The following is a 14,277-nucleotide window of genomic DNA, read 5'->3' on the forward strand; positions in this document are numbered from 1 at the left end:
TCCACGGGGCTTTGAATATCGGTCAAAACACAAAACAGACATCCCGTGGGGACATTAACTTGATCATCTGTATTTTGTACCTTTAAAGTAAATAGAAACTTCTGTTCCGTTATTGGGTATACTCTTTATTGCGACTTTGCCACGGAGCATTTCCACGTAGTGTTTTAAGATATGCAATCCCAGTCCTATGCCTTGGATATTGCCTGCATTGGAAGCTCTAAAAAACCGTTCGAATACCCGGCACAAATCTTCCCGCGGAATCCCAAGACCAAAGTCTATAACTTTTATGGAAAAACCCTTGCTGACTTTAGTTGAAATATGAATCTCGGAATTTTCCGTAGAGAACTTAACTGAATTGGATATTAGGATATCTATTATTTTACTCATTAGGACAGGATCAGTATACACTATGGTATCTCCTTCATGGTTATAAAAAGTTTGCTGTCCTTGCTTTAGAGAAGGTTCCAGTGTTTTCAAGTGATTTTCAATATAGTCTTTAATAAGTACCTCCTCAGGTTCCGCAACGATCTGTTCCTTTTCAATCCTGGACAGGCTTAAAAATTCTTCAACCAAAAAGGTCATTGTATTAACAGCCGACCTGATACGGTTCAAGTGCTTTATGATGATTTCTTGTTTTTCCAAGGACAAGCAACTTTCGATCAGAAAAGCAGAAGAAAGCATAGTGGATAGCGGAGTCCTGAATTCATGGGAAGTCTGAGTGACAAAATCAATCTTCATTTTATTAAGGCCAATTTCATTCATCAAAGACCGTCTTATATCTTGCTCTGCCTTCTTGTACAGACTCATATCCTGAAATGCCAGCAGTAGGCAGGGCTCCTCTTTGACACATAGGGACTGAATAGATGCGAAAGTGAATAGCGCTGAGTTGCTATTTGGCTGTAACTGAAGTTCAATCCCCACCATTTTTTCAACTATACTCTCCGAACTGAGCAGTGAACTGTAGCGCTCCATCCCCGGCGATTCCTCAAGTATAGCCGGCGGTTTATTGATGGTATCTTCTGCATTCCCGTTGACAAGCTCACAATAAGCTTTGTTGCCATCGATCACCACCCCGTCTCTCTTCCTTATAATTATCATCCCAACAGGACTCTCATTGAAAAACTTTTCGTGCAACTCTCCTATCCTCTTCATCTTAAGCTGTAATCCAACCCCTCTGTCGAAGGCAAGTTTAATAGCCAAGAAGGTAATAATCACGACACAACACATTCCGGCCAAGAGCAAATAAAAAACATGGGTAAAAGCAGCACTGTCTTTCCGATTTTCCACTTCTCTGATTCCCATCCAACGTCTTTCCTCAAGCTTCATATGGGCAATTATTTTACCGATCTCACTGTTATAATCAAGAGTACCATAACTAACGGAAAAACTAAAGAGGGCGCTTGATTGTGCATGATTTCGCAAAGAATCCAGAAACGAAAACTGTTCTTCAAGTAGATCCTCCAGCAATCCAACCTGCTCCTGTTGCACCGGGTTATCTCCTATCAACGTTTTCAAAATCCCCATCCCTGTCCCTAGTTCCTTTCTGGCAGAATCGATCTTTGCAGTATCCATAAACCCCACCCCGTTCAGTTCTGAAATATTTACCGGCCAAAGCTCCTTGTATTTCAGTGAAACTGCGTCCAACTGCTCGACAACCCCATAAGAATCTCTCAACCACTTTAATGATTTTTCTGTTTTTTGTTTGGCACGGAAAGTAAGTACACCCAACAGGGCCTCCCCTGCGATAAGGGAGCCGAACAGAAGTCCTACCATCAGTTTAAACGATGGCTGTAAGTTTATTTTCATGTTGTTTGCCTCTCTAGCGGGGAGAAATTTACCTGTAGGAATACTCTGAATATATGACCCACATCATGCCCCACAGTGATCAATATTCCTTTCATTCCCGCCAAAAAATGTACTGTCTGAAAATCAGCACTTAAAGACTCTGCAGTCGCATATAGCAGGTTGGAAATATCCCTATTCCACTTATGAACTGACTTTGGGCTCTCTTAAAAAAAGCATAAAATCTTAATCATGATCGGCATGCGATCAAAATCATATCTATTCAACTAGTGCCTAAGTAACTTTCCCAAAACAAGTCAATTCACAAAAATTAAAAAGAATGAACAACCACTGCATCTCATTTGACAACTTAAGCCATGCAGACCTATCCCTTGTAGGTGGAAAAAATGCTTCTTTGGCAGAAATGGTAAAGAAGCTATCCAATAGGCAAATACGTATCCCAAAAGGATTTGCACTGACCGCAGACGCATATAAAGTTTTTCTCGAAGAAAACGGGCTAACGGTAAAACTCAAGGCAGAACTGGACAAGTTGGACAAGGAGAGGTTGAGCAATCTCGATTCGGTTGGTAAAACCTGCCGTAACCTAATCAAGTCCGGCATCTTCCCTGAGACGATTAAAAAAGAGGTTTTGCTTGCCTACAAGGATCTGCTGGATGGAAAGTCAATTTCAGTGGCTGTACGCAGCAGTGCAACCGCTGAGGATCTTCCTTCGGCGAGTTTTGCGGGTCAGCATGACAGTTTTCTGAATATTTCCGGAGAAGAAAAGCTGCTTGAGGCAATCCATAAATGCTATAGCTCACTTTTCAACGACCGTGCTATCAAGTACCGGTTAGACAATCAATTTGACCATTTGCAGGTATATCTATCCGTAGGGGTGCAACTCATGATCCGCTCAGATAAAGGAAGTGCAGGAGTGGCATTCACCATAGATCCAGAATCAGGGAATACAAACGTGATCTACCTTACCTCATCCTGGGGTCTCGGTGAACATATCGTCCAGGGAGCTGTCACACCCGATGAATTTTATCTTTTCAAATCTGCACTGGGCAAAAACAAAAAAAGCATTATACACCGTAGGTTGGGAGAAAAAGAAAGCAAAATGATCTATTCCGGTCAAGACAAAAACCCCATCTATGCAGTAGAGACCAGCTCTTCTGAACGACTTTCCTTTTCACTCACCGACCAGGACGTGGTTACCCTTGGCATATGGTGTAATGCCATTGAACAACTTTATACCATGCCTATGGACATCGAATGGGCCAAAGACGGGATTTCGGGAGAACTATATATCGTGCAGGCTAGGCCGGAAACTGTGCACGGACAAAAAAAACAAGTTTCCATAAAAGAGTATAGTCTAAAATCCGCTCCACTTCCCCTATGCAAAGGAATAGCTGTTGGACATTCGATTGCGAGCGGAAGAGTCTGTATTGTCCACTCGATTGCTGATGCGGGAAAAGTAAGAACCGGTGACATTATTGTTGCTGACATTACCAATCCTGACTGGAATGCTATGCTGCATAAAGCCGTCTGCATTGTCACAAACAAAGGAGGTAGGACCAGTCATGCATCTATAATTGCCAGAGAACTGGGAATCCATGCTGTAGTAGGAACCACAGATGCTACCCAAAAACTCCATGAAGGTCAGCAGATCACTGTTTCTTGTATTGGAGATGGGGAGGGGTATGTTTTCGATGGTAAAATAGACTGGGAGGAAAAAGAAACCATCTATCAGGACATCCCGGGTACCCTGACGAGTCCCATGCTTATTCTGGCCGATCCTTCAAAAGCACTCCATCTTGCTTCTTATCCAAGTATGGGAGTTGGGTTGCTAAGGATGGAATTCATCATATCCAATACAATCAGAATACACCCCATGGCTCTGGCAAAATATAGCGAGCTGCCGGAAGGAACGGATAAAAACACAATTCGGGATCTTACCCATAGCTATATAGACAAAAGCAGATATTTTGTAGACAGGCTTTCCGAGTCACTGGCACTAGTGGCTGCCGCTTTCTATCCCCGCGAGGTAATCATACGCATGAGTGATTTTAAAAGCAATGAATACTCCCAGCTAATCGGAGGAAAGGTTTTCGAGCAGCCGGAGGAAAATCCCATGCTTGGTTTCAGAGGAGCATCCCGCTATTATCACGCCCGGTATAGAGAAGCCTTTGGCCTGGAATGCGAAGCAATTCGGGTTGTTCGTGATGATATGGGTATGGATAACGTAAAGGTGATGATCCCCTTCTGTAGGACTGTAGATGAAGGAATCAAAGTTTTAGAGACCATGCGGCATTTTGGACTTGAACGAAACAAAAACAGGCTTCAAATCTATGTGATGGCTGAAATCCCCGGCAATGTGATCCAGGCCAAGGAATTTGCGGAAATTTTTGACGGATTTTCCATTGGATCCAATGACTTAACCCAACTTACACTGGGCATTGACAGGGACTCTTCCATGGTCAGCGACCTGTTTGATGAAAATAATGAATCAGTGAAATGGATGATAGGCAACTTGATCAGTTCGGCAAAAAAGGCAGGAGTAAAAGTAGGGCTATGCGGTCAGGCACCGAGCGACTACCCTGAGTTTGCACGCTTTCTGGTTGAGCAGGAAATTGACAGTATATCCTTTACCCCAGATGCATTGCTTAAGGGAATAGAAAACATCTCTCTCGTCGAGAAGAGAATGGAACTTCTGCTTAATACACCCAATCCGGTATCAGAAAAGCCATTGAGTCAACCCATCAAAAACAATCCATATCCTATACATAAAAAAAGGCGGAAATGAAGTGTTTTCCGCCTTTCTCCTCTGTGTTTTAGGGGTTCCTATACTTCTCAGCCCACCACAATTTTATGACTGGGTTTTACCTCAGTTTCCTTTTCTTTGGGAATACTTATTTTTAGCACACCCTTCTCGTACTTGGCTTCTACCTTGTCTTCCTTGATGTTTTGGGGCAAAGAGAAGCTTCTGGAAAACGAGTTAAAGGAATATTCCCTTTTAGAATACCCTTCATCCTCCTCATCCTTTTGGAGTTCTTTCTCAGCACTGACCATCAATGTATGGTTGTTGATTTCAATGGAGAAATCTTTTCTATCCAGTCCCGGTGCTGCAAGTTCCAGTTCAAACTCTTTTGACGTTTCCTTGATGTTGGCTGTGGGCACAGTGATTCCAAGCCTGGTAGAGATGAGATTGGAATCAAGATCAAACATATCCCTCCCGAAAAAAGACGGAGGATTGAACAGGTCTGAGAATAAAGAAGGCAGACCAACCCGGTTTTTTACTGTTAAGTCCATAATATAACCTTATTTAAGTGTTTGAATATTCCATTAAATTAGAATAGCATCACTTAAGATGGAATGACCAAAATCAGCGATTCCGAAGATTGATATCTTCTGTGGGTCTTTAAACAGATCAGCTTGACATTACAGGAGTTAATTCTGGTAACGGCTAAGAACACCAACCTACAACCGGTCTTTCTTTCTCTGGGACTAGGATTCACGGACTATACTATTCGGGACACTTTGTAAAGACCAAAGTCGACCAAACCTATGACTCCCGTCATATTTTTATAAGGCTCCGGATAGGAACTTTAAGCACTGGCACTAGCCTACCTAATCGTCTAATGGAAAATACTTGCAAAATGAAAATTCTAATGTTTGGGTGGGAATTTCCCCCTTATATTTCAGGCGGTTTGGGAACAGCCTGCGAAGGCATCGTATCAGGTCTCATACAAAACAATGTAGCTGTCACGATGGTGCTTCCCAAAGCTTCCAACGGAAGTGGAACCGAAAAATTCAAAATTCTGGACGCAGGCAGTGTAGGGGTATCAGCTTCCGTGGCAAAGCAGATCGGACGGAAATTAAAAGAAAGTGCGGTATTTATAGGAATAGACAATCCGATCATGCCCTATGTAAGTCCAGCCGAGTTTGGAAAAAACATCAGTAAAGGGAAGGATAAAATCCCCCTGGAAGCACCAGAAAAAATTGAGAAACTGTACTTCAGATTTACCGGAAAATATGGCAGGAGTCTCTTAACAGAGGTGCATAATTATGCTATTGTTTCGAATGAAATTGCAAGAAACCAAACGTTTGATATTATACATGCCCATGACTGGCTCACTTTTCCGGCGGCCATGGAAGCCAAAATACAAAGCGGAAAACCCCTGGTCACCCACATACATGCCACCGAATTTGACCGCTCAGGTGATGATGTAGATACCCGCATTTACCAACTAGAAAAACAGGCTATGGAAATGGCCGATCTGGTCATTGCTGTAAGCGGCTATACCAAGCAGATTTTAGTGAAGCGATATAATATCCCTTCATCAAAAATAACAGTCATCCACAACGCGATAACTTGGAATAAAACGGGCAATCTTCTCCCACAGCCTCGCTATTTTAAAGAAAAAATCATCACTTATATGGGAAGGATCACCTATCAAAAGGGTCCGGAATATTTTATTAAAGCAGCAGCCAAGATTCTTCAAAAGGGCAAGAATTTCCGTTTTATAATGGCAGGAAACGGAAATTTATACCCTAAAATGGTCGAGTTGGTAGCCAAGCTGTCTATCTCAGACCGTTTTCACTTTACCGGATTCTTGAAAGGGGATGAGGTCACCCGACTGTTGTCAATGAGTGATGTATTCGTCATGCCTTCGGTATCAGAACCTTTTGGTATTGTTCCCCTGGAGGCTATCCAAAACCGTATACCGACCATTATTTCAAAACAGTCCGGAGTCCAGGAGACACTCTCTTTCGTGATCAAAGTGGACTTCTGGGATATAGATTTAATGGCCAACGCCATTTATGGTATCGGTAGCTACCCAAGCTTGGCACGTACATTGGCGAAGGAAGGCTGGAATGAAATCAAGAACCTCAACTGGAATGATCAGGCAAAAAAAATCAAGAATCACTACCAACTGTTGTCTGCCTGATGGCAGGGTAATTTCAGCCCGCATTATGCATTAGCAAATCTACTATGGCTTCATCCGCCGCGGCGGACAAAATCAGTCGATATGCTTCACTTTTCGCCCTCACCGTAGCGGTGCTACGACTCGATCTCCAAAGTGACTGATTTTGAAGAGGATATAAGATATAGTGAAGGATAAAACAGCAGCGAAGCTTCTGATTTATCCGCCCAGACCGATCAGCCCGTGATACTTGTGCGCCTAAGCGTAAAAATGCTAATGCATAATACCTGTTTAACCTGCCCACTTGTGGACTGCCATGAAACGAGGACAATTCATGCCATTACATGGGAAGCATTGAAATCTTATTTTGTTGACGTTCCCAGACAAGCAATCGCTGTTCTAACCAAAAACCCATCCCTCTTAAACGGCTGCTCTAGAAACACGTTATCGACTGGTTCGTTCAAGCCCTCTTCTATCCACAATACGCACACCTCCCTCGATAATCTCTATCAGTCCTTCCTCCCTAAAATCCGTAATGGTTCTGTTCAGGGTTTCCAGTGCTGTCCCCACAATACCGGCAATATCCCTTCTTAGCATATTAATTGTCCCTGCATCCTTATTTTGAGAAGGCTCTCTATCACATAGTGTTAAAATCACGGATGCCACCCGCTGCCTTACCGACTGATAAGCCAGTTCAACCAGCCTTTTTTCAGCCTCCAGGACGTTATTGGAGAGTATTTTCATGAATTTGGCCGCTACCAGCCTGTTAGTATTGACAAGGAGGTGAAAGTCTTCCTTGACAATCATTTCTACTGTTATGTCCGTCATTGCAACCGCATTTTCAGTATAGGGAATATTTCTCAGCAAAGCTACGTAACCGATGTATTGCCCCGGCGTGAAAATCCCAGTGATAAATTCCTTTCCATCCTCATTGATTCTATTGGTTTTGATTTCACCTTCTACCAGGTAATACAATGTCCCCGCACTCTGCCCTTCCCTAAAAACAAAATCCTTTTTTTTGAACTGTTTGACCAGTTTTTTATCAGAAAGATTCTCAAAACCATTCAGCTCCTTAGCCCGGTCAAAAAACTCCCCCAGATCTTTTGGTTCATTTTCAAAAGCGGTTTTCAGTTTCCTATTTCTTTTCAACCTGATTTCCAAAGTTTTAAGAAGTTCCATCCCATCAAATGGTTTGACCAGATAGTCATCCGCACCCAAACTCATTCCTTTCCTGAAATCCGCTTTTTCGCTTTTGGCAGTAAGGAATATAAAAGGGGTGTCAGAAGTATTCGGATGCTTACCCAAAACGTGCAGTACTCCATAACCGTCGAGTTCAGGCATCATAATATCGCAGAGTATTAAGTCGGGCATAGCGGAAATAGCCAATTTGACACCTTCCTTCCCATTATTGGCACTGATGACCTCATAATTCTCAAGTTTCAGGATATCGGCTATGTTCTCACACATCTCCACATTGTCCTCAATAATAAGAATGGTCTCCTTCATAGATAATTTATTTAAAAATTTGGCATGGAATAGTTATTCATTTTCCTGCAACCCATTTCTTTGAACAGGAATCGTTACGACAAAGGTCGTCCCCTCATTGACTTTACTTAACACTGCTATATTGCCTTGCATCAGGTCTAGGTATTTTTTCACAATGTTGAGCCCCAGTCCTGTGCCATCTATATTCTGAGCGTTTTCAGCCCTGAAGAACCTACCAAAAAGATACTGTTGGTCTGCATCGGGAATTCCTATTCCCTGATCAGAGACCGTAATTTTCAACTTATTATTTTCAGTCTCGCAATTGAGCTCAATCGTCCCTTCCTGACGGGAAAATTTGATGGCATTTGACAATAAGTTGATAAGTATGTTTTTAAGCAACTGCTTGTCCACAACAAGCGAAACGGCACTACCCGAACACGAATAGGATATGGTCTGTTCCGATTTTTTCAATGCACTGATTTCCTCAATGATCTCTTTTACAAATTCATTTATATCAACTGCACTGTAAGAAAGCATCACTTTCCCTTCTTCCAATTTACTGAGGGAAAGAAAATCGTTCAATATAACGTTGAGGTTTTTAGCCGATTTTCTGATCCTTTCAAAATGGACTTTTCTAACCCGCTCCTGATCCTCCTCTTTGCTGTTTTCCAGAAGAAATACTGATGAAAGTATGGTAGTCAGTGGTGTCCGGAATTCATGTGAGGCCATGGTCACAAACCTGGATTTAAATTCCCCCAGCTCCCTTTCTTTAGAAAGTGCTTTTTTTAAATCTACATCGATTTCTTTCAGACTCTGATTCTTCTTTTCCAGCCTGATGAGTGCCTCTTCCAGCATCCGGGTTCTTTCGAGTACTCTGCCTTCCAGCTCTTCGTTCAGCTTTTGGGTGAGTTCTTTTTCCCTGATCAACTGCTGATTCACTTTATTTCTTTCGGTAATGTCATTGACAAATACAATGACTGTCTGACTACCTCCCACAGTATAGTAGCCCAAACTAACTTCCACGGGGAACTCTCCTCCATGCCGATGAAGTGCAAATAATTCCATTCCCGAACCCATTGGTCTGTTATGGGGATCATTGTGGTATGCATGCCGATGGGTCGCATGCCGGTGTGCAAACCGCTTCGGAATTAATTTTTCTACCGGCTGCCCGATCAGTTCATCTCTGCTGTATCCGAACAGCATCTCTGCAAATTTATTCAGGATCAGAATTTCCCCCTGTTCGTCGACTAGAAAGATCCCCTCTGTAGCATTCTCAAACATCGCACTGAGTTGCTCACTGTTTTTACGTACACTTTCCACCAACTTCTTCTGCCTATAAATAAAATAGATCACAACCCACACAAGCATCAACATCATTAGATGCGAAAACAGGTGGTTTACCGTCCTGGACTCAATATCGGTAGTAAGTAAAAACCCCAATGCCATCAAAGCTGATATAATAGCACCTAAAAAATAGTAGTTCGCCCCCCTTTCCTGCATCCACAACAAGTAAACAATGACGAGCAAATAGGCAGGTGACAAGTCCATATCCCTACCGGCCCCCACTAGCAGAGCAATGAAAACAACACAAACAAGAGCGATGGCTACTACAAAATTCCTGTTTCCCGGTTTATCGTTGATGCCCATCTCTTCCTTATAAAAATGTCCCTGAATTAAAGTCTGATTTAATCTCTCATTTTTCGTATAAGGTAAGATTTTTAGCTTAAAAAGCTCCCAATCATCTAAATTAAACCAGCTCAAGTTAAAGAAGGAATAGACTTGAGTGGCATTTTATGGGAGACTAGTTTATAAGCCTCCCCTATCCACAAGACAAGTGACGAAATGGACACCAAGATTAGAAACTCTGCAAAACTCAGAGGTTCGAACAAGAATATTGTCTGAAAAAACGGCACTTCGGTAATTAGTATCACGATAGCCAGAGAGACAACAAAAGCACCGGTAACATACTTATTGGAAAAAATTCCGATCTCAAATACAGATTTTTTTAAGGAGCGCATATTGAAGAGATTATAAAGTTGGGTGCTTGCCATAGTGATAAAAACCGCAGTTCTGGTCTTTGCAACCCCTTCATCGTAAAACCAAAGATATACCACGATGCACAGCATAGCCATGAGGACAGGCATAATAATCAAAAAAGGCAAAATCTCTCTATTTAGAAGTCCTTCCTTACGTCCTATAGGCTTTTTGTCCAATTCGTCCCCATGTCCCTGCTCAGTAGCCAAGGCGACATCCCCGACTCCGTCAGTCACCAGATTTAACCATAAGATCTGTATTGCCGTAAGTGGAACAGGGTATCCGAGTATGATCATACAAATCAGGGTGGCTATTTCCGCAAGGTTTGTCGTGACCAGAAAAAAGCTGGCTTGTCTGGCGTTTGTAAACACCACTCTTCCGACCTCCACCGCACGTACAATCGTAGCAAAGTTGTCGTCTGCCAACACCAGATTAGCCGCATCCCGGGTGACATCAGTTCCCATTATACCCATGGCAATTCCGATATCGGCTTTTTTGAGGGCAGGGGCATCATTGACGCCATCACCTGTCATTGCCACGAGTTCTCCCATCTGCTGCAGTCGCTCTGCAATTCTAAGTTTCATTCTGGGAGTAAGCCTGGAAAACACATTTACCCTTTTAATCACCTCATCAAATTCTGCTTCTTCAAGCCTGAGCAATTGCTGCTCGGTCAATGCCAAAAGCTCTGTCTCCTCTTGGTGCGCTCCAATGATCCCGGTTTTTTTGGCTATGGAAACCGCTGTGTTAATATGATCCCCTGTCGCCATGATCACCCTTATCCCAGCCCTGTGGCATTTTTCAATAGCCGGTTTTACCTCAGGCCTAGGTGGATCTATCATTCCCACTATACCTAGCCAGACCAACTTATCCAGTTCATTTTCATCAATAGCATCTATAGAGGAATCCCGAACTGTCTTGAAAGCAATTCCTATGACTCTCATCGCGTCTTGGGACCATTGATCAATTTTCCCCTTTATTTTTGCTTTAACTTGATCATTTATTTCCTCAGGGCCGTTCCTACTCATAATGAAGCCGGATTTCTCTAACAGTTTTTCCGGTGCCCCTACCACAAAAAGTTCTTTGCCTGACATGCCCCTACACAGACTCGCCCGCATCTTGAGTTGGGAATCAAACGGAAGATCCCCATATCTTTTGAAGTCTTTTTCTATTCCTGCTTTTTTGGCCATTACCAGCAATGCCGCCTCTGTTGGGTCTCCTATCGGCACCAAACCATCCTTCTGCTCTCCAAAGCTGATTTCCGCATTGTTTGAATTCGCCGACACCTGAAGCATTCTTTTTAGAATGGGAAACTCCAAAGGATTTACAATTACATGGTTTTGGTAAAAATTCCCTGCCGGAAGCCAACCTTCACCGGAAATCTCAAATTCACCTTCTCCCATCACCATGATTTTTCTCACCGTGAGCGTGTTTTGGGTAAGCGTTCCGGTCTTATCGGTGATTATCGTGGTTACTGATCCTAAGGTCTCTACCGATGCAAAATCCTTGACTATCGCATGTTGTTTGGACATCCTGTTTGAGCCTATAGCCAAGACAATGGAGAGAACAGCCGGGAGGCCCTCAGGTATTGCAGAAACCATCACGGCAATGGAGACCAAAAGCAATTCCTCTACTTCAAGGGATTTTCCAAAATACCCAACAATAAAAAATAAAATCGTGCTGCCTATTGCCATCATTCCCATCTGCTTGGCCAATCGATCAGATTTCAACTGAAAATTAGTCTTTTCGGGTTTTATGGCCGAAAGCGTCTGTGCGATATCACCTATAGCAGTCTGCAAGCCGGTATGACAAACCACAGCAACTGTCTGACCCCCGGAAACATAAGTGCCTTTCCATAACATATTCTTTTGGTCTGCTAACAGCGTCTCATCAGAAACCGCCACATCATGCTTCCCTATAGGTGTGGATTCTCCGGTAAGTGGGGCTTCATTTACCCGTAGGTTATTGGCTTCTAAAACCCTGGCGTCAGCGGGAATCACTTCCCCTTCCGACGAAACGATAATGTCACCGGGAACCAGATCTCTGGCATCCACCCCAGTCTTTTGCCCGTCACGAATAACAAACGCCTGCTGTACCAGCATTTTTTTAAGGGATTCAACTGATTTCTCAGCCCGATATTCTTGGATGAACCCAATCAGGGCGTTGATCAGTAAGACTGCTAGAATCACGTAGACATCCAACGTATGCCCTGTAAGAAAAGAAATAAAAGCTGCGGCAAACAGAATCCCGACCATGAGACTTTTAAACTGTCTAAAAAAAAGTAAGACCCATGACCGTTGTTTAGCTACCGGTAATTCGTTCCAGCCGTATCTAGTACGTCTTTTGGTTACTTCGATTGATGAAAGCCCTGCTTTGGAGGTTTGCAAGGTGTCCAAGGTCTCTTGTACTGTCAGATGGTGATAAGAAGGCATAGCCACAAAAATGCAGGGAATGCGAAAACCAACTAATGACAAAGATCATCACCTGGTAAAATTATGGTCAGCATGAACAGAATGCTTCTATAAAAAAACAGTGATGAATAAAACCACTTCTACCTCCTTCATTGCGACAAGGATTATTCTTTTTGATGACCCAGATCATTTCAAGCTTCCAAGTTTGGGAAGATCTTTAATTAAAAATGAAAGTCCTCTAATTTTTCTTCACCAGCCAATTTTCGAATATGAAAAACATTTGCCTTTATTTCAAAATTCATCAGCCCTTCCGACTCGTAAATTTCCCCTTTTTCGAGATTGGAAACGGAAAGAATTATTTCGACGAGGAACTGAACAGTTCCATCCTAAATGAAGAAGTGCTCAATTCATATTTACCTTTAAATCGACTGTTGCTACAGCTTATCCGTACGCATGATAAAAAATTCAGTGTGAGCTTTTGCATTTCCGGAACTGCGCTGGAGCAGTTTGAAAAATATGCGCCTGAGGTCATTGCAAGCTTTCAGGAGCTTTTTGACACCGGCTGTGTGGAATTTATCGGTGAGACTTATGCCCACTCCTTGGCAGCGTTGAAAAGCCGTAAGGAATTTGCCCGGCAGGCAGTATTCCATTCTGGAAAAGTAAATGAACTGTTTGGTGCGAGTCCAAAGACATTTCGAATTCCACAGCTGACCTACACCGATGCAATCGGAGAAATCCTGTTTGACATGGGATTTAAAACACTGGTTCTGGAAGGCAATGATATTAATTGGATAGATGGGGCTGTCAACTACACGTATAAAAGCGCACTTACTCCTGAATTAAAAATCTTGCTAAACAACCAAAAGCTTAGCGATGATATTACCCTGAGATTTTCAGACATACAATGGACTGAGTTTCCCTTAACCGCAGCAAAATACATCGATTGGCTTAAGGCAACTCCTGAGAAAGAGCAGTTGATCAACCTTTTCTTAAACTATGGAGACCTGGGTAAGCTCCAACAAAATGGCTGGGGTATTGTTGGATTTCTGGATGCATTCATTGGAAAGTCCCTGTCTTCAGGAATCCAGTTGACCACGCCCTCTTTCCTAGAGCCAATGGACCATGAAGCAACCTTATTCGCTTCATCAATCCTATCTTCATCAGGGAAAAACAGCCGGCATGAAATGGCATGCCAAATGGGAAATGATATGCAAAAAGAGGCTTTTTATTCCCTTTATGACCTGGAAAACCTCATAGTGGACTGTCCTGACCCCGGCATACAGCGTGACTGGCTGTATCTCCAATCCAGTGATCATTTTTACTATATGGGTACCGGCCAAATGCTGCCAAACGGAAAACACCCCCATCTTAGTCCTTATGAAAGCCCATTTCTGGCATTTATAAATTTTATGAATGTGATTTCAGATTATCGTAGCAAGGCAGTTGGCTTAATGAAATCCCTTACAACAACAAGACTTAACCAACTAAAAAGCGAAAAAACAAAAAGGAAAGTACCGCCGGAGCTATTACAACAAGGAGCTCACCCGACCGGCGTTTATACACCGACAATTTGATTTCCAAATCCAGCTTCAAACACATTTTTGCAGGTCGATAATTCCATAACTTACCGTTTCATGGTA

The 14,277-nt window shown here is 42.8% G+C and carries 8 protein-coding genes; 3 read left to right on the plus strand and 5 right to left on the minus strand.

Features of this window, described 5'->3' with window-relative positions; genetic code table 11:
- Positions 1 to 63 precede the first annotated feature (63 nt).
- Complete coding sequence (locus ID165_RS12035; protein WP_192350896.1) at positions 64 to 1,806, minus strand: ATP-binding protein; 1,743 nt, start codon at positions 1,804 to 1,806, stop codon at positions 64 to 66.
- Positions 1,807 to 2,122: 316 nt separating this feature from the next.
- On the opposite strand from ID165_RS12035, the gene ppsA reads away from it, so the two are divergent.
- A complete protein-coding gene (ppsA, locus tag ID165_RS12040) occupies positions 2,123 to 4,588 on the plus strand; it encodes a phosphoenolpyruvate synthase (protein ID WP_192350898.1) in 2,466 nt (821 codons plus the stop codon).
- 47 nt (positions 4,589 to 4,635) lie between these two features.
- Here ppsA and ID165_RS12045 read toward each other — a convergent pair whose 3' ends face one another.
- Positions 4,636 to 5,094, minus strand: a complete 459-nt coding sequence (locus ID165_RS12045; protein ID WP_192350900.1) for an Hsp20/alpha crystallin family protein — start codon at positions 5,092 to 5,094, stop codon at positions 4,636 to 4,638.
- A gap of 347 nt (positions 5,095 to 5,441) precedes the next feature.
- Here ID165_RS12045 and ID165_RS12050 point away from each other — a divergent pair, with 347 nt between their 5' ends.
- On the plus strand, positions 5,442 to 6,734 hold the full coding sequence (locus ID165_RS12050; RefSeq protein ID WP_192350902.1) for a glycosyltransferase family 4 protein: 1,293 nt from the start codon (positions 5,442 to 5,444) through the stop codon (positions 6,732 to 6,734).
- 420 nt (positions 6,735 to 7,154) lie between these two features.
- On the opposite strand, the gene ID165_RS12055 is transcribed toward ID165_RS12050, so the two are convergent.
- From ID165_RS12055 to ID165_RS12065, 3 genes are read right to left on the minus strand one after another with little or no spacing between them, the layout of a single operon-like run.
- The gene (locus tag ID165_RS12055; protein ID WP_192350904.1) at positions 7,155 to 8,216 is read right to left on the minus strand and encodes a response regulator; all 1,062 of its coding nucleotides are present in this window, start codon (positions 8,214 to 8,216) and stop codon (positions 7,155 to 7,157) included.
- Between the two features lie 33 nt (positions 8,217 to 8,249).
- Positions 8,250 to 9,956 carry an ATP-binding protein gene (locus tag ID165_RS12060; protein ID WP_192350906.1) on the minus strand — a complete coding sequence of 569 codons (1,707 nt, stop codon included), beginning with the start codon at positions 9,954 to 9,956 and terminating at the stop codon, positions 8,250 to 8,252.
- Complete coding sequence (locus ID165_RS12065) at positions 9,953 to 12,658, minus strand: HAD-IC family P-type ATPase (RefSeq protein WP_192350908.1); 2,706 nt, start codon at positions 12,656 to 12,658, stop codon at positions 9,953 to 9,955. Before ID165_RS12065 ends, ID165_RS12060 begins: the two co-directional genes overlap by 4 nt.
- A 248-nt stretch (positions 12,659 to 12,906) precedes the next feature.
- Between ID165_RS12065 and ID165_RS12070 the strand changes: the two genes are divergently transcribed.
- Complete coding sequence (locus tag ID165_RS12070; protein ID WP_192350910.1) at positions 12,907 to 14,211, plus strand: alpha-amylase; 1,305 nt, start codon at positions 12,907 to 12,909, stop codon at positions 14,209 to 14,211.
- Positions 14,212 to 14,277 lie beyond the last annotated feature (66 nt).

It is taken from the genome of Algoriphagus sp. Y33 (assembly GCF_014838715.1).
Lineage (GTDB): Bacteria > Bacteroidota > Bacteroidia > Cytophagales > Cyclobacteriaceae > Algoriphagus.